Annotated in this window: 6 protein-coding genes; 1 reads left to right on the top strand and 5 read right to left on the bottom strand. The window is 43.5% G+C overall.

The annotated features are described in order from the left end of the window. Nucleotides 1–71 precede the first annotated feature (71 nt). Nucleotides 72–8,321, bottom strand: a complete 8,250-nt coding sequence (locus tag B7723_RS07915; RefSeq protein ID WP_084849929.1) for an SIALI-17 repeat-containing surface protein — start codon at nucleotides 8,319–8,321, stop codon at nucleotides 72–74. Nucleotides 8,322–8,461: 140 nt separating this feature from the next. After that, the gene (locus tag B7723_RS07910) at nucleotides 8,462–14,884 is read right to left on the bottom strand and encodes a SpGH101 family endo-alpha-N-acetylgalactosaminidase (RefSeq protein WP_084849930.1); all 6,423 of its coding nucleotides are present in this window, start codon (nucleotides 14,882–14,884) and stop codon (nucleotides 8,462–8,464) included. Nucleotides 14,885–15,262: 378 nt separating this feature from the next. On the opposite strand from B7723_RS07910, the gene rfbD reads away from it, so the two are divergent. After that, entirely contained in the window at nucleotides 15,263–16,117 is an 855-nt protein-coding gene (rfbD, locus tag B7723_RS07905; RefSeq protein ID WP_084849931.1) for a dTDP-4-dehydrorhamnose reductase, read from the top strand. A 60-nt stretch (nucleotides 16,118–16,177) separates the two neighbouring features. Here the strand turns inward: rfbD and rfbB are convergent, their stop codons facing one another. The 3 genes from rfbB to rfbA are packed head-to-tail and all read right to left on the bottom strand — an operon-like array spanning nucleotide 16,178 to nucleotide 18,706. Next, on the bottom strand, nucleotides 16,178–17,224 hold the full coding sequence (rfbB, locus tag B7723_RS07900) for a dTDP-glucose 4,6-dehydratase (RefSeq protein WP_084849932.1): 1,047 nt from the start codon (nucleotides 17,222–17,224) through the stop codon (nucleotides 16,178–16,180). 18 nt (nucleotides 17,225–17,242) lie between these two features. Next, nucleotides 17,243–17,836, bottom strand: a complete 594-nt coding sequence (locus B7723_RS07895) for a dTDP-4-dehydrorhamnose 3,5-epimerase family protein (RefSeq protein ID WP_061426739.1) — start codon at nucleotides 17,834–17,836, stop codon at nucleotides 17,243–17,245. Beyond that, nucleotides 17,837–18,706, bottom strand: a complete 870-nt coding sequence (rfbA, locus tag B7723_RS07890) for a glucose-1-phosphate thymidylyltransferase RfbA (protein ID WP_084849933.1) — start codon at nucleotides 18,704–18,706, stop codon at nucleotides 17,837–17,839. Between the last annotated feature and the right edge of the window lie 62 nt (nucleotides 18,707–18,768).

Below are 18,768 nucleotides of genomic sequence, written 5' to 3'. Positions count from 1 at the left end.
CTGTACTATAAACCTCATTGGGAAAGATAGGAAACGGATTTCGTAATCTTGTTAAGAGGTTTTACTAAATACTAGTCTTTCTTTGTTTTTGCTACAAAGAGAGCAGATAGGGCTAGGCTAACTCCTGCTAGGAAGAGGGCTGTGTCAGATTGACTCTCACCAGTTGCTGGCAAGATTTGTTCAGCTGTTTCTGGTCTAGCTATTTCTTGCTTATAATCTGGCGTCTTACCTTGATCGGAAGCTAAAGAGCTAAGTTTAAACTCAGGTTTCTCTACTGTTGGAGCGGCTTGATCGCCTACTGTCGATAATGATCCTGTGTACTCTGGAAGCTCATGTACCAAGGCTTCAGCTGCATTGACACCACCCTTAAACTCAGGTTTCTCTACTGTTGGAGCGGCTTGATCGCCTACTGTCGATAATGGTCCTGTGTACTCTGGAAGTTCATGTACTAGGGCTTCAACTGCATTGACACCACCCTTAAACTCAGGCTTCTCAACTGTCGGTGCCGCTTGGTCTCCAGCTGTCCCAAGTGGGCCTGTGTATTCTGGTACCTCATGCACTGCCGCTTCAACCGCATTCACACCACCTGTGAATTCAGGAATCTCAAGAACGGGTGCTGGTTCTTCACCCTTGCTTGATTGAACCGATTCTTCTGTCAATTCTTGATAGAAGCTCGCCAATTCATAAAACTCAGCCTTGCCACCTTCCCAGACTAATTTGACGTCTAGAAGAGAGCCACCATTTCGGATAGCGAAGGTTTGGAGACTAGATGTAATGGCACCGAGGTCTGTCCAACTGTCTTGACCATCCTTGAGTGTTCTAGCAAGAACACGTGCTTTCGCTCCTTCAGGAAGACTGGAAACGAGACGAAGGTGGTTGGCATTGGTTGGCTCAGATAAGTGATACACCAATTCGCCCTTGTCTTTTTCAGACTTGTAGCTGGTCAAGACTTTGCCGTCTACAAGATTATTATAAAGGTTGCCTTGGCTTTCTCCACTACTTCCTTCTACTGTTGGATCATTGATTGGTTTGACAAATTCGCCATCATTGATGACCAATTCTGTAAAGCCTACAAACCGGGCATCATAGTCTGCCGTATAGAGAACACGGAGATAGTTAGCTTTAACTGGTGTCGTCAATTCTCCTTCGATGTAGCGATTTCCTGGCATCTTAGAATCATGTGTCCAACCATCTGTCAATGAATCATCGTGTTGGCTATTGGCCACACCATCTCCCACTGTCACGACATCTGTCCAAGTTTTACCGTCTTGGCTGACTTGAATCTTACCATCACGAAGGTAGTTTTGAGTTCCGTCTTGGATGTAGGCTCTGATCTTCTTGATGGTACGTTCGCTACCCAGTTTCAAGGTTACGTGGCCATCTTTATGGGCATAGTCTGAAAACTCAACGAAGTTGTTGTAAACACCGTCAAATAGTTGATCTAGGTTGTTCAGTTTACGAACATCATTGCTTCCGTATGTTGGATGAATGCCCATAGTTGTAGATTCTAGTTTGGTTGGTTGTACTTCTTTGGTCGTCACAAGGAGAGAAGTGGCTGTCACAGCTTGTTCCTGATCTGTTTTATTGACCAGACGAACATAACGTACCAAGTGACTCACTACAGATCTGTCTGTCAACTGGCTAGCTGGCGTCCATTCTTGCGCATTTGCAGAGTACTCTAGAGTAAGAGCAGGGTTTGCCTGACCTTGGAGCTGGATGCTCTTGATTTGATGGATACGGTCAAGCTTCATACCTAGATAGCTATGAGCAGGGAGTTTAGTTCCAGCTGGAATTTGAAGTTCGTAACTGCCCAAGCTATCCACTACTGGTGTTTCCTTCAAGGCGTCGACGTTGGTGTCTGTTAACTCACTATTTCCAGAGCGTGTCTCAACAGAGAAGTCTTGGATACGCCACCAGAGGTCGAGGGCCTTGGTATTGCGTACTCGGATGTAACGAGCATTGATCGCTCTGGTCACTTCCTTGGTTTGTTCTCCTGATAGGCGATCCAACTCTTGCCATGAAGTTCCATCTGTAGAGTACTCAAGTACACCTGCGGCAAGCTTATCACCCGTTCCTTGGCGAAGACGAACTTTAGTGATTGACTTGACTTCACCGAGGTCAAGTTGTGCCCAAGCATCTACTGGTGTCGTATTGCTACCGTCAGCATTTGCCATCATGGCTTCTGTATTATCCTTGCCATCAGTGATTTGACGGGCTGAGGTATTTAGTTTGTAAACTAAGTTTGAGCTTAGACTAACTGTCGTTGCTTGTTGGCTACGAGATTTTTCAACTGAACGGTTAACTGCAATTTCCTGAACTGCAAACCAAGTGTTCTCGCGGTCTGCTGTCGCAATCATGCGAACTGCCTTAGCCTTGATGTTGAGATTCTCAAACTTAAGCAGGGATTCATTTCCGACATAGCTTGGCTCTTTCAAAGTTACCCAGTTGTCATTTTCATCTTGATACTGCACTTCTGCCTTACTAAAGGTATCACGTGGATTTGCCTGCGTTCCCATTGCAAAGGTCAAGGTTTGGATCGCTACCGGCTTGTTGAACTTCATACCAATATAATCACCTGTCTTGATGCTGTTTGGTGATTTAATAATCGCATGGGTTGCCAAGTCGCCATCCGTTACTTCTGCCAAACCACCTTCTACACCTGTTCGATTGGTAATAAAGGTACTGATGATTTGATCTGGATGCAAGACTTTTTGAACTTCAGACGCTAGAACTTCTTTCAGGGATAGGATAAATGGACGAATATGTTGAACACCCAATTCAGCCTTTTCCATATGGTCTACATAATGGAAGGTGTGAGTTTGAGACTGTTCGTACAATTTCAAACCTTTATAGTAGCTATCCCAGAGTTTAGCTGCATCGTTTGTAGCCATGGCTTCAGTTCCTGTAAGGAAGGCATCGAGAGCATTCATTTGGTCGATTGCATTATCCAACCAATAGTGGATTTGGGCAACCATCTTTTGGTCGCCTGATGCTTTGTAAAGTTCGGCTGCTTCTTTAATCTTGGCAAATTCAGCTCGCAAGGCTGCACGTTCGGCAGTCACATCCTGACCTGCTTTGAGCTTGGTCATGAAGTCTGTTAATTTTGGAGCCAAGTCTACAGATTCTTCTAGTTTGACGACACGATTATCCATGTTTTGGTTGATCATGTGCTTACCAAGTTCGCGGAAGGCTGCTGATACCTTGCTATCTTCAAAATGACCATTTTCTACAAAGTTGAAGGCAATGTCATTGATTTTCTTAGCTTCTTCTTCTGATTTCCACTGTTTCCATGAGTATTGAGCTCCTGCAAAGAGGGCAATCTTAGATGGTTCAGACTGTTGCATTGGGTTCAACATGATACCCGATAGCAAACTTGGATCCACATTTGGATGAAGGAATTTCTCACCACCACCTAGAATCAAGTGTTGTTTAGAGTTATCTGTTACAGGCCAGTTAATCCAAAGTGAAACTGGGCGATAGGTCTTGCCACCTGCGGATAGATTGTTCTTGAGAGTTGAAAGGAAGCTTTCAGAGACTTCACCCCAAATCTTACCACCCGTCAAGGTCATGGATGTTGAACTTGGGAGATTTTCATTGAGGGATTTCAACTCATCCTCACGTCCATTACCCCAATACTGTCCAGGAACAAAGATCATTTCTTTGCGAAGACCACTGTAAGTTCCCTGCATTTCAGTCAACCACTTGGTCATATCTTGCATCAAGCGGTTGTAGCTATTGTAGCCTCCGACTGGACTTGGTGCATCATCTGCAAGGATACCAAATTCGCGGACACCCACTTTCATCAACTGGGTAAATTTGGCCTTGATGGTTGCCAAATCTTCTTGGTAATGCGCTTCATTGCCAAAGCGGATGCGGTTGTTCATGAATGGATGGATAGTCCAGACATAGCGGGTTTTACTTTGATTTCCGACACGAGCAAGTTCACGAATTTCAGCTAGTTTTTCTTCTGGATAGAGTTCTCGCCATTTCTTGTTGTGGTATGGATCATCTTTTGGTGCAAAGAAGTATTGGTTCAATTTCAAATCGCCACCAAAACGCATGAGCTCTGCACGATCTGCGTTAGACCATGGGTTTCCATAGTAACCTTCGATGAAACCACGGTTCTTGAGCTCTGCGTAATCTTCTACTGTCACATTGCGAAGGACTGGCACTTGGCTTTCCTTGAGCATGTGTTTCAAGGTTGTCAAACCATAGAAGACCGCATCTGTGTCTTTTCCGACGATGGAAATCGAATTATCCTTGATGCTCAAGACATAGGCGTCAATCTTGTCAAAGAGGCCTGCTGAAACATTGGACAAGTTTTGCTCTGCTTGTGAACCTCGTCCATGCACTCCAAGATAGATATTGGTTGCGCCAGCGATTGCTGCCTTACCAGTTGTATAAGATACTTGATTGTCCTGCAAGACACTCTTCAAGCGATTACGAGTATAGATATCGAGTTGATCACCCATAACTAGATTGACTTGCTTACGAAGGGCTGTAACACCTTCGCCATAAGTCACTTTTTGTGGAGTTGGGAAGACCTTGTACTCTTTCTTGAGATAGTCTGCGCTCTTGCTAGCAGCTGCAATGCTGTCTTCGCTAGCTGGTTTACTTGCAGTGAATTGATCTGCCAATTCAACTGTTCCATCACCTGTTTGGTCTACTTTGGGTTTTTCAGGTGTAGTTGGTTTTTCTGGTTGACTTGGTGCAGGCGTTTCTTGCTCTTCTTTAACAGGTTTCAATAGATGAACTTCAGCTGCACTTGCAAAACCACCAACGCCTTCCAATACTTTCAACTCAATCTTGTTTGTATGTACCGCCGTAAAGTTGACTGTTTTTTCTTGGGCGTTGTTGTCCCAGCTTCCTTCTGAAACCTTGACCATTTGGCCATCTTTTTGTGCGTAGATTTCGTAGCGCGTCACGACACCATTTCCACCACCTGGTCGTGGGAGATAAGTCAAACCATTGACTTTTTCTGCTTCTTTCAAGGTCATAGTAAGGGTGTATGGCGCAGTGTCACCAGTCCACTTAGTATGCCAGAAGGTATTTGGATCATTGTCAAAGGCCTTTTCAACAGCGCCTTCAGTTGCGTTTCCTGGAAGTTGCTGACTGCTTGCGGTTGCAGTAATCTTATCATTTGAAATCAAACGAGGATTTACAAATGGTTTGTCTGACAACTCTGCGCTATGCAAGATTCCTTTGAAACCACCGATGCTTTCAAGCGGTAGTACCAAGCTATTGTGGGCAAAGCGAGGGTGGGCTGGATTTGCAATACGCTCAATCTTTTCACCATCCACATAGACTTCTGTAGATTGTGGTTTGGTCACGATGGATATTTGATAACGTTTGTTCTTTTCAAGTTTTTTATTAAATTGGATATGGAACTGTTCAAACTGGTAAGCAAGGTAGCCGTCTTTATCAGCTAGATAGATACGGTTGTCCCCACTTGTTGAGAAGGTTTGTTCTCCGTCTCCAGTGACGGTTACATCAAACTTCAAGACATGACTTGGACCAACATCACCTGCCAAGCCTTCGATACTGCTGTCTTTCTCAAAAGCCAATCCCTGTTCGCTTGCCTTCACCTTCTTGCTTGCATAGTTCTTGACTGTTTCAGAATTGATGGTAAACAAGTCGCTTTGATCAATCTCTTTATCAGGATTTGACTGTGGCGCATAAGGACTCGTTGGTAGGGTGCGTTCTGCAAAGGTCGCAGCTGCACGGTCAGATCCCCAAGTGCGTTCTGCAGTGGTTTGCATGCTCTTGAAGAAGCGTTTAAAGATATCATAAGAGGTCAAACCGGTCTCATGAAGGTCGATATTATCATTCCAAACTGCGTGACCACCACCAAGGATACTTGGATGAGAAGCTGGTAGAAGTGGACCTCCACCTGTTCTAAAATCATTTGGTGTCCAGCTATTGTACTGACGTTCGTAGTTAGCATAGTCCCCGTAGGCTGCTTGACTATTGCTTCCACTTGGCACACTATAGGTCGGTACATCTGTGATGTTGATAATCTTAGCTCCCTGAGCAATGGCTTCATTTGGTCGTTGCCATCCGATACTCCAGATATCAACCTCTACTCCGTTCCAATCAACAGGTGTGTTCCCACGTTTCGCACTGAGAGACCCCCAGATACGAGGGGTGTAACCTTTTCCTTTAATGTATTTGATAAGGTCATTGACATAGCGGCGATAACTTTCTCTGCTGCCATAGTATTCATCCGTTCCGATATGAACCGTGGACACGCCATGAAGTGGTGCATCTGGACCATCGAGGAGTTTATCATAAACTGATTTGACAAATTTAAGAGTTTCTTCGTACTTGTTATCCAAGTCTAGCATGGCTACGCGCTCGACATTGTGCTTGCCTGCATAATCACTCAAACTACCTTGATACATAAGGTCTGGACGAACTTTGACAAATGATAGAGCGTGACCTGGTGTGTCAATTTCTGGCACTAGGTTGATATGAAGAGCCTTGGCCAATTTAATCAGATTTTGCATTTCTTCCTTGGTATAATGCTCATCTGATGTCAATTTTTGACCATTCTTACCAACAATATCTGTCTCCACACGGAAACCAGTCTTAGCATGTTCAAGGATATACTTGAGTTGTTCTTCTGGACTTAAATTCTTACCTGCCAAGTGTTCCTTTAGGAAGATATAGTTATCGTTGAGGTGCAACTGCAAGTCGTTCATCTTGTAGTAAGCCATGTTGAGCATGATGTCCACAAGGGTGTCGTAAGGGATAAATTTACGACCTGTATCCAACATAAAGCCACGGTGGCTGAAACTTGGGAAATCACGAATTTCGCCATTTTGTAGGTCTGTTTCTCCCATTTGAAGAAGAGTACGAGTGGCGTAGAAGGCTCCTGTGTTTGTGGCAGCTTCGATGGTAATCACATCATTTTGGATAGTGATGCCATACCCTTCTTTACCATAACCCTTGTTTTCAACCTTTTTAAATTCGATTCGTTTTTGAGCTTGCTTGTCACCTGTTGCTAGTTCCAATCCACGGCTGGCAAGGTCTGACTGATAGAAGGTTGCAGCCTGATCAAAGCCAGAATCACCCGTCGCAAGGACTGTATCTGAAGTGATAGAAGATTGGCCTTCTTTCCCATACCATTGTTGAACAGCTGGTGCTACTTTTGGTTTCACACCCACACCTTCGTCCTGATGTAGGCCCTTGATGACTACTTCAAATTCCTTAGTGAAAGTATGACTGTCTCTGATTTGTTGGACCATGACCTTGACGCGTTGATCTGTCAGAGGTTTATGGATGTGATTTTGAAGGTCAATTACACCTTGTTTATTGCTTCCGATGAGACTGACTTTTCCTGGTAAAGTTGGTAAGACAAGAGACTGTTCATCTTCTGCTACTGTGAGTTCGGTTACTTGGCGGATATCCGTTACCTTACTATGGTCCGGAACGTTTGAATAAGCTCGAATTTCTTGGATACCAACGTTTCTCCAACCCATTGTGCCCGCTTGATAGTCGTTAATTTCTAACTTAAGATATTTAGCTTTGATACTTTCTGCTAGATCTACTTTCTCATCTAAAACAGGTTCTCCAGTCTTGGTATGAGCGAGTTTCCATTGTTTTTCTCCGTTAGCGCCCACGTCTTCTTGACCTGCGTAATAGAGACTCCAAGATTTGATATTTGGATCATTTTGCCCATTACGAAGACGACGATCCCAGTCTATTTCTACATGCTTGATAAGGGTAGTTTTGGGAAGAGTTAATTCAAAAGTTGGTTTTACTGCATCTCTATCTGTAGCCCAACGGGTATTGTCATCTCCATCGATAGCCTTATCTGCAGTAAAGTTGGTCCCAGTCTCATGGTTGCTTGCCTGAGCAGTAGCACCTTCGAGATGGTTGACATCTTCTCTATCTTCGATTGTCTTCTCAGCTGGTTTTACTGCTGGTGTAGTGGTTTCCGCAGGTTGATTATCCGCCTTTGGTGTTTCAACCGGTTTGGGCGTTTCTGCTGGCTTGGGACTTGCGGGACTTGTCCCTGGTTTTGCCTCTTCACTTGCTGCAGGATTGGTTCCCTCATCAGTCGCTGGAGTTTCTTCATGACTTGCTTCTGTTGCAGCTTCTGCATCTGCTTTTTCCAGCGCAGCGGCTAAATCATCTGGTAACTTATCCAGGGCTTGAACATGAGTGATACTTCCCTCTGTCTCTGAAGGTGTTGCTGTTTCTGCCGCCTGAACCATATTGGCGCCAAAGATACTAGCACCAATCATAACGGAGGCTGCACCGATTGCAAATTTTCTTATACTATAGTGACAGCGTTTCTCAAAAAAATGTCTATCCATCTTTCTCCTATTCCTTTCATCCGCATACATGAGTAAGCGGTATCATTTCTCCTTTGAAAAAGGAGAGAACCAAGAGGTCCTCTCCGGCTGTTTGTTCCTTTTTGATTCGAGTTGCTTTGAACTGCTAAAACCAAATCTCATTAATCTTCTTTACGTTTTGTCGCAAGAACCCCAGCAGATAAAGCGATGCTCACACTTGCCAAGAAGAGGGCTGCTTCTGAACTATGTTCTCCTGTAGCAGGAAGTTGCTCTTCTTTATCTTCCAGAGTTTTGGCATCAACTACTGGGCTTGGAGTGAGCGGGTACTCAGGTTTTTCAACTGTTGGAGCTGCTTGATCTCCAGCAGTAGCCAATACACCTGTGTAGGCTGGTTTCTCGTTTACCAAGGCTTGGACCGCATTGACGCCACCCTTAAACTCAGGGACTTCATTTGCAGCTGCTAGAACCGCATTGGCTCCACCCTTGTATTCTGGTAATTCGTGAACCAAGGCTTGAACTGCATTGACGCCGCCCTTGAACTCAGGAACCTCATGTACAGCTGCTTCTGCTGCATTGACGCCGCCTTTGAACTCAGGTAGGTCATGAACAGCCGCTTCTTCTCCAGCTGTTCCGTAAGGACCTGTATATTCAGGAACTTCAAGAACAGGAGGTTGCTCTTCACCCTTGCTGCTTGTAGGAGCGTCTGGTTTAGCAGCCTTATCTTGTAATTGGTTGAGATAGTCTGCGAAGTATGCCACCATTCTTTCCGTCAAGAGATGGTTATCCGTCGCATATTTCATGCTTGCCTGAACTCCAGCCACTTCCTCTTGATTGTCTTTGTCTGTCAATTTCTGCGCCTTAGCCAAAGCTGCTTCATAGCCAGACATGTCAAGTGGTGTTTCTGCTACCTGTGGACGAGTAAAGATGAGTTCCGCTGCAGATTGGTATTTATCGCCACCATCTCCGTAAGTCTTGGTACCAGTAAGGACAATTTTCTTAGCCTTGATTGTCTTGCCAAAGTCAATGTCTTTTGGTTTGTTGTTATTTGGCCAATCTGTCACTGTGAAGGTATGTTCTTTACCAGACTCATCTGTGATAACCAGTTTCACATCTCGCAAGTTTCCATTTGAATCAGAGGCACGTGGAACATAACGAAGTCCTGTGATTTCAGTAGGTTCTTTCAAGACCATAGTTGCAGGCTTGCCTACATCTCCACCATTCCAAGATGTATGCCATAGACTAGACACATTACCATCAAAGGCATTCTCAAGACCTTCACCTGGTTGAGCTGGCGCATCCAAACTTTCAAAGTCTTCTGCTACCAAAGCTGTCTTCTTCTGAACCAAAGCATTCTTCAAAGCTTCAATCTTGGCAATCTCTGCACGCGCCTCTTCCACGCTAATATCATCATCGGCCTGACTGAGGTTAAAGACCGCCTCCTTCAAAGCATCCATAGACTCTTTCGTATAGTTGGTCATGGCAACCGTTGGCAAGTAGTTCTTGAGAGCATTTTCTGTCAACATCTTACCTGTTAGGGTAATTTCCTCGATGTGAAGATTGTCCATCATGAAATCGTTGTAACCACGGAAGTTGGCATTTCCGCCAGCATCTCCATGAGTATTGCTTGCGTTTCCAGTTGAGTAGATACCTACCCAAGTATCGCCTGTTTCTGCACCTGTCACGAGGAAGGTTGCCTTCTTGGCTTTCTTAGAATCTGTCCAAGTATTTGGCAATTCATGCATTTCCAAGTTGCTTGCTTGAGTACCACGACGACCTGACTGGAATTCTCCCTTACCAACTACAAAGGCATAGGTATTGTCAGAACCTGCTTCATATTCAAAGGTTACGCGATAGGTCTTACCTGCTTCAAAGCGGAAGTTTTGCGGAATAGTTTGGTAAACCAAGTTACGACGGCTCACTAGTCCGTTAGTCTTCAATGACCAATTTCCATCGATAACATCATCGACTTTCTTACCGTTCCAACCACGCTGTGTATATGGATCGTGTTTTTCAGACAAGTGAGTGCGGTTATCTTCGACACCTTCGACACCACCTACTACAAATGGGAAGATACCTTGAGCTACATTTTCAAAGTCTTGCTTGAAGGTTCCTTGACCTGTATCGTGCTTGTCTCCGTACATGCTTGAATTATTTTCAAAGGTACGAATTTCATCAAAGTAAGTTGCTTCATCACCAGCTTCACGACTCAAAGTAAGAGTAACGTTTGATACGTCTGATCCAGTTGTAAAGAAGGCGTACATATTTTGGAAGTAACTTGTATCATCAACTGTAGCATTTTCACGGCGATTGTTATGAGCATAAGCTTTGATATAGTTGAGAGCGAGTGACTTATTGGTATAGGTAGTCACTTCTTTCTCGCCAGTATTCACTGTGATACTTGCCTTAGCATTACTACGGTTATCAACACCGACATAAACCGCATACTTGGTATTTGGTTTCAAGCCAGTCAGTTTCTGAGTAAGGCTGACCTTGCTCTTATTGCCTTGGATACGAAGCATTTCATTTGCACCCTGTGATTTGACAATTTCTGCCTTAGAAGCATCACCAGAAATGGTCCAGTGTTTCAAGGTTCCACTGTTAAATCCTTGGTCATAGATGTGCATGCCTTCGCTCCATGACATTTCAGGATTGGTTTGTTTTGAACGGTAAAGAACGTATGGTTGATTTGCTAGAAGGTCTAGGGTAATCTTGCCATCTTTTACAGTTAATTCTTTCTCTTCTGTCTTACCTTGGTCAGTTAGCTTGTAAAGGTAAACCTTGCTATTTGCCCAATCGCTTGGAAGTGTCCAAGTTGTTGCACTAGCTTGCGTATTGAAGTAGTACATTTTTTCCTTATCAGCAGGAAGTTTCTTACCATTCGCATCCCAGTTCCAAGGAGTCAAGTAAGCTGAACCATCTTGGATGACACGTCCGTTAAGCGTTACTGTACGTTCGCGGTATTGCGGGCTATTGACATCGTTTGACTTACGAGTCACAACAACCTTGTTACCTGCTGTATCAACTAGCTCAACCTTCATTTCTGGAGTCCATTTATAGGTGCTACCATTATCGGTCATGGTAACTGGTGTACCATTTTCCCATTTACTTACAGTGAAGTGTTGGAAGTACTTAGTCATGACATCATGGGCAAATAAGTTGGTTACATAGCCATTGTAGTCGCTTCTTCCTTGCCAGCCTTCAAAGTCTTTCATGCTGTAACCACCTAGAAGTGGGTAGTTGGCTGCACCACCGTAACTTCTGTAGTCCCCAACCCAAGAATCTTTTTGGTGGTTGCGGATAAAGCGAGTGATAGCACTGTTGATACCTTTATTAGTGTAGCCACCATAGGTCAAGTCAGCTGCCCAGTGTTGGAAGGTAGAGTCGTATTCACCACCATGGCCCCACTCAATCGCAAAGCGCCAGCCTTGTTTGTTGATTTCTTTTGCAAGAACGTGGGTAGCCCAGGCACCGTTATCACCCGATTGACCATTGCCCCATACGTCCACATAGATAAAGTCGAGACCTTCACCAAGTTTTTTCTTCAAGTCTTCCCAGCGAGCCAAGCGTCCATGTGCTAGGTCATAAGCAGCATCAATGTTGATACCTTGGTCTAGCCAGTTCCAACCATAGCTGTAGCTTCCATCTGGATTCTTACGAAGAATATTTTCGTTAAAGTATTTAGACTCAGGATAGGTCTCAGAAGCGTTCACGTGAATACCTAGATGAGCTCCATATTTCTTCGCTTTTTCGATCAAGGTCTTGAAGTCTTCGACACCACCAATACGTTTACCAATATCAGCATAGTTCAAGTGTCCAGAGTCATGACCTTCACTACCATATCCTTTAAGGAGAACACCTTGCCCAAGACCATCTGTGTGGAGATTGATTTTCTTGATGCCATCCAAGGTCATAAGGAATGGGTTTTGTGCTTGAGAACCAAAGTTCATCGCGATACGGTAAGCAGTGATATCCTTGACTTTTTCCCAACCTTGAGGGTTGTTCATGATGCTACGATAAGCAATGGCACCATCTTGCCAGTCGACTTTGTTGTCAGCATTGGCATCTTCGGTGATAACAACCTTGGCACTTGGAAGTTCCTTGGTGTATTCTGGGAAAACAATGCCCTTATAAGCTTTTTCCCATTGCCATTCAGAACTTTGGATTCCCACATAGTTTTTATTTCCAACAGTTTGTTTGAATGCTGTCAAACGAGTCCAGTCATTCGAACCACCACCGTAGCTGTTTTGAGAGTTACTCCAAACACCTGCAGCAAGCTTATCTGTAGAAACAAATCCATACATGTAACCCTTAGCCAAGTTTTTCATTGGATTGGTTACAGCAATATGATCATCTCCACTGATATGAGTGTTGTTTGACATGGTTGCCCCATCAAACTTAGCACCAGCTTGCTCACTCGAAACAGAGACTAAAGCATTACCAAGGAAACTAATAGAAGAAAGCAGCTTTCTTTCATCATCAATCTTTTGACCTGGAGTGACTTGATTATGGTTGACAATCTTGGTCACATCAAAGTGCAATTGATTGTCCACAACTTGCAAACGAACTGTCATTTCTGCATTGATTAAGTGAGCATCATCGCGAAGCTTCATCAAGTATTCTGCTGTTGTCTCATTGATTTTTTTGTAAGTAACTTCAGGTGTGACTTCGTGTTTGTTGATAAATACTTTATTGAATTGTTGGACTTGTCCTGGCAAGGTATGCCCGTTCAAACTGTATTCTTTAATACGTGGGAAGGCTTGGTCAATCACTGCCTTGAGTACCTTAGACTGGATCGTATCATAAGTCACCTTGCTATCGTCAACGGCCGGACCTGTTTCTTTCTGGGCAGGAGTATCATCTGATTTTACACCTTCTTGATTGTCTGTTTTAACGCTGACAACTGTACGCTCATTGCCATAGGAAGCAGCTTTTAGGACGATTTTCTTCTCATTTTTGAGAGTTTCATTAACAGCTGCTGGCAAAGTGACCGTATCAAAAAGTTTCTCATCATTATTCGTTGCATTGAGTTGTCCATCTGACTTGAGGGTAATTGATAGGCGGTTAATTGATCCTGTCTCAGGCGCTGCTACACGGCCCCCCTTATACCAGGTGCTATCGGTTGGAGATTTATACTCCCAGAACCAGCCATCTTTGTCATAACCAACAAAAACATTGTTCTTGGTATCTTTAAATTTCAAGAAGACACCAAAGCGTGATTTGCCCTTTTCAGAATCATCTTTGAAGGTTAAATCAACCGTCGCATTTCCATTAGCATCAACTGTCAATCCTTGTTTTTCAAACAAGGCTGGTTTGCCATCATTGTCATTTTGGGCCGTTGAAGACAATTGATTGTAGCGAACACCCTTTTCTTCACGAATAGTGACGGTTCCTTGTTGCTCTTTATTCACTACTGTTTGCCATTCAGGAGTTACTGTCTTAGGCGTTTCAGGTTTAGCAGCTGCAGGTTTATCCTCTTTTGGTTTTTCTTCAGCCGGTTTCTCTTTCTCTTCCAAGTCTGCTGGTTTCACACTTGAAATTCCCTGCATGTGGTCTTGGATCCATTTTAGTTGAGCTGGTGAGAAGAGAATGCCGCCGCTCCGTTTTCCAACTACACCATTTTGGTGCACACCGACCAGTTTTCCTTCTGTATCAAAGATACCGCCACCACTAGCGCCCGGTTTTCCTCCTTGGTAACCAATCCCTTGGACACCTTCTCCGTATGGTTCCGCAAAATCAACTGTAGTATTGACAATCGGATTCAATTTCCCTTCTGGATAACCAAAGACATGGAGCTTATCTCCGATTTTCTTAACTACTGGCTTTTTGGTTACTTCAACAGGCGTATTTTCTAGAACTGTACGTAATCTCACTAGGGCCAAATCATTTTTGAAGCCCTTCAGGTAGCCTTCACGATCCCAATGAATGATATCTTTCTTACTAAACTTGACATCTGGCAATCCTGGATAAGAGATGCTATAGATATCTCCATCCCCTTGGTCATTATCCACAACCTTACGGATATTGCCGTCTTGGCTGTCTTTGATAAAGTTATGAGAAACCGTCAAGACAAGGTCTTTAGCAACGACAATACCGCTGCCTTCTCCTGATGGCGTCTTGATTTTAACAGTTGCGCCGTAGTTTAATTCCCCGTTAGTCGTTTTAGCTACATCTTCTGGAACAAGTTTCCCTGTATCTTGGGCCAATTGATCCTTTTCAACTTCACGCCCATTGTCTTCAGCTTTCTCCAACTTATCTTCTAATTCTTTTGGCAGATTGCTTGGCTTTTCAGACTTTTCTTTTTCTTGAGCCAATAACTCTTCTTCTGTTTGAGGGCCTTCAGTAGTTTCAGCTGAACCAGGATTCTGAGCGGCAGCTTCCTTGTCAAAATCGTGCCCCTCATCACTAGCCTTCTTATCCAAATCAGCCAGTTCACTCGGCAAATTATCTGTTGAACCAACTCTTGCTTGATCAGCCAATACTGGGCTAGCTGCGAAGAAAGTCGCTCCAATCATCACCGAAGCTACTCCAAGCGTAAACTTACGAATACTGAACTTACAGCGTTTTTCAAAAAATCGTTTATCCATGAACTCCTAAATCCTTTCATTTTCCAGTAAGCGTTTACATTTCTTTTTTAAAAAATACTCCTTTCTCTGAAAGTGCTATGCTTAACTGTTATAAATAAAAAATAATTGTACTTTTAATATAACAAATAAAAAGACAGAAAGCAATAGGAAATAGGTAAAATTCACTAAAATTTTCTATTTTCTGAACAGTGCTAACGCTCCGAATTTTAAGAATTGCTTTACAGCTATAATAAAATTCTATCTCAAAGAATCTAATAAACAGCTTTATTTCAAAAACAGATTCTTATCGGATAGAAACCATCAAAACAAGGACCGAAAATCAGATTTTTTATCATTTTTTTGCTATGATTAAATAGAAGAAAAGTTAAGGAGAAGACAATGATATTAATTACAGGTGCGAATGGTCAACTCGGTACTGAACTACGTTATTTACTAGATGAACGAAATGTGGACTATGTTGCAGTGGATGTGGCCGAAATGGATATCACTAATGCTGAAATGGTTGAGAAGGTATTTGCTGAGGTTAAACCAACTCTGGTCTATCATTGTGCAGCCTACACTGCTGTTGATGCTGCAGAAGATGAGGGAAAAGAACTGGATTTTGCCATAAACGTAACTGGAACTGAAAATGTAGCCAAGGCCTCTGAGAAATACGAAGCTACTCTGGTCTATATCTCGACAGACTACGTCTTTGATGGGAAGAAACCCGTCGGACAAGAATGGGAAGTCGATGACCTACCTGATCCGCAGACAGAGTACGGGCGTACCAAGCGAATGGGGGAAGAACTTGTTGAAACCCTTACGTCACAGTATTACATCATTCGCACTGCTTGGGTCTTTGGAAATTATGGTAAAAACTTTGTCTTTACCATGCAAAATCTAGCCAAATTCCATAAAACACTCACAGTAGTCAACGACCAACACGGCCGCCCAACCTGGACACGAACCTTGGCCGAATTCATGACCTATTTGACTGAAAATCAAAAAGCATTTGGCTACTACCACTTATCAAATGACGCAGCTAAAGACACCACTTGGTATGACTTTGCTGTCGAGATTCTTAAAGACAGTGATGTCGAAGTAGTACCAGTAGACTCCAGCAAGTTTCCTGCCAAGGCCAAACGTCCACTCAATTCAACTATGAGCTTGGCGAAGGCAAAGGCGACAGGTTTCGTCATCCCAAGCTGGCAAGATGCCCTCAAAGAATTTTATAAACAAGAAATAAGAAAATAAAAGATTACGACATACATAAAAAGCAAGAGACCATGAGGTCTCTTGCTTTTTAGTATCTGATTATTTAATCACTTGTTGCGTTTTAGCATAGTTAGCCTCTACCGCTTCTTTGTCAGATTTCCACCAGTCTTGGTTGTCTGTGTACCATTTGATGGTCTCTTTGAGACCTGCTTCAAAGTTGGTAAACTCGGGTTTCCATCCTAGTTCATCACGAAGTTTGCTAGCATCGATGGCATAGCGGAGGTCGTGACCAGCTCGATCTGTCACGTGGTCATAAGAGTCAGCAGGTTGTCCCATTTCCTTGAGGATGAGTTCCAACACTTCCTTATTGTTCTTCTCACCATCCGCTCCAATCAAGTAGGTTTCACCGATTTGACCCTTTGTCAGAATCGTCCAAACACCTGATGAATGGTCATTGGTGTGAATCCAGTCACGGACATTCTTACCTTCACCGTAGAGTTTTGACTTGATACCGCTCAAGATATTGGTAATTTGACGCGGAATGAACTTCTCAATGTGCTGGTAAGGACCATAGTTGTTTGAACAGTTAGAAATAGTCGCTTTAACACCAAATGAGCGCACCCAAGCTTTGACAATCAAGTCTGAAGCTGCCTTGGTTGATGAGTATGGTGAGCTTGGATTATACTTGGTTTCAGCCGTAAATTTCTCACCTGGACCTTCTCCATGACCCGGCAAATCTTCACGCAAAGGCAGGTCCCCATAGACTTCGTCAGTTGACACATGGTGGAAACGAAGATCGTATTTACGAGCTGCTTCCAAAAGAGTGTAAGTCCCAATGAAGTTGGTATGGATAAATGGACTAGGATCATTGAGCGAGTTGTCATTATGGCTTTCTGCCGCATAGTGAACGATGGCATCTGCTTGAGCAGCTAACTTATCTACCAAGGCTGCATCTGCAATATCCCCAACAACCAACTCAACACGATCACCTAAAATTTCTTCAATGTTGGCACGATTACCAGCATAAGTCAGCTTGTCCAGTACTGTCACATGAACATCTGGAAAGTTTTTGTAAACATAATGAACAAAGTTAGAACCGATAAAACCAGCTCCACCTGTCACGATGATGTTTTTGTATTCAGTCATTTTTATTCCTTAACTTTTTTACAAATCTTCTTTTCTTAGTGGTTTGACATCCTTAAGTAGGGGATGATGTTTATCAGCTTCTGAGACTTCTGCTGCTTCTAGGTTTTCCCACTCGATTCCCAAGGCTGGGTCTGCATAGTTGACAAAGGCATATTTAGGCTTGAGCTCAAGTGCCCAGTAGTCATTGACCAGATAGCTATAAGCAACTGTATCCGAGAGTACTTGGAAACCATTGGCTACGCCACGAGGGACAAAGATTCCCTTACTTGCATCAATCTCGGTCTGATAAACATTTCCAAAAGTCTCACCTTCACGTAGGTCAACCCAAGAACCCAGAACTTTCCCATCATCTGCTACTGAGATATACTTGTCCCAAGGTTCGGCATGGAGGCCTCGAAGAACATTTTTACGAGAAAAGCTGACATTGTTTTGCAGTTTCCCTTCAGCAAAGAAGCTTTCAGGGAAACCAAGCGGTAGCATCTTTTCTTTCTGGAAATTTTCCTTAAACCAGCCACGATTGTCACCATGAACTGGAATGTCGAACTCTAACAAACCTGGAATGGCATCAATCTTGTGCACTGCAAGTGTTTTACCGAAAAAATTATCTGTCATCTAGATTTCTCCAATCAAACGGAGCAGGTATTGCCCGTATTCATTCTTCTTGAGAGGTTGCGCCAACTTCAGCACATCTTCGCGGCTGATATAACCCATTCGGTAGGCAATTTCTTCCAGGTTGGCAACCTGGAGATTTTGCATTCGTTGAACCGTTTCGATATATTGAGATGCTTCTAACAGACTCTCATGCGTCCCTGTATCCAACCAGGCAAAACCACGACCCATAACTTCAACTGACAAATCCCCACGCTTCAAATAAGCATTGTTAACATCTGTGATTTCCAACTCGCCACGAGCACTCGGTTTTATCTGTTTGGCAATCTCCACAACGTCATTGTCATAGAAATAAAGACCTGTCACTGCATAGTTAGAGCGAGGATTCTTCGGTTTTTCTTCTATGGAAATAGCATTCATGTCTGTATCAAACTCGACCACACCAAAACGCTCTGGATCCTTCACTTGGTAGCCAAAAACAGTCGCACCCTTCTCTTTCTTGGCTGCCTTTTGAAGCATTTTGCTCAAACCAGGTCCATGATAGATATTGTCGCCCAAAATCAAGGCAACACTGTCGTCGCCGATAAATTCTTCACCGATAAGAAAAGCCTGAGCAAGTCCATCGGGACTAGGTTGTTCCGCATAGGAAAGCTTGATCCCAAATTCGGAACCATCCAAGAGCAGGTCCTTAAAACGGGGCAAATCCTGTGGTGTTGAGATAATCAAAATGTCCTTGATTCCAGCCAACATTAGGGTTGACAAAGGATAATAAATCATGGGTTTATCATAAACCGGCATCAGCTGTTTTGACGCAGCTCGAGTAAGTGGGTACAGGCGCGTTCCCGAACCACCTGCAAGAATAATACCTTTCATAATAGCGTCCTTTCTAGCTAATTATCTATCCTATATTATGTGTTATTTTGTCCTAAATTCTC

The sequence above is a fragment of the Streptococcus oralis subsp. oralis genome (assembly GCF_002096435.1).
GTDB lineage: Bacteria > Bacillota > Bacilli > Lactobacillales > Streptococcaceae > Streptococcus > Streptococcus oralis_AA.
This window is presented reverse-complemented; position numbering and strand designations above follow the sequence as displayed.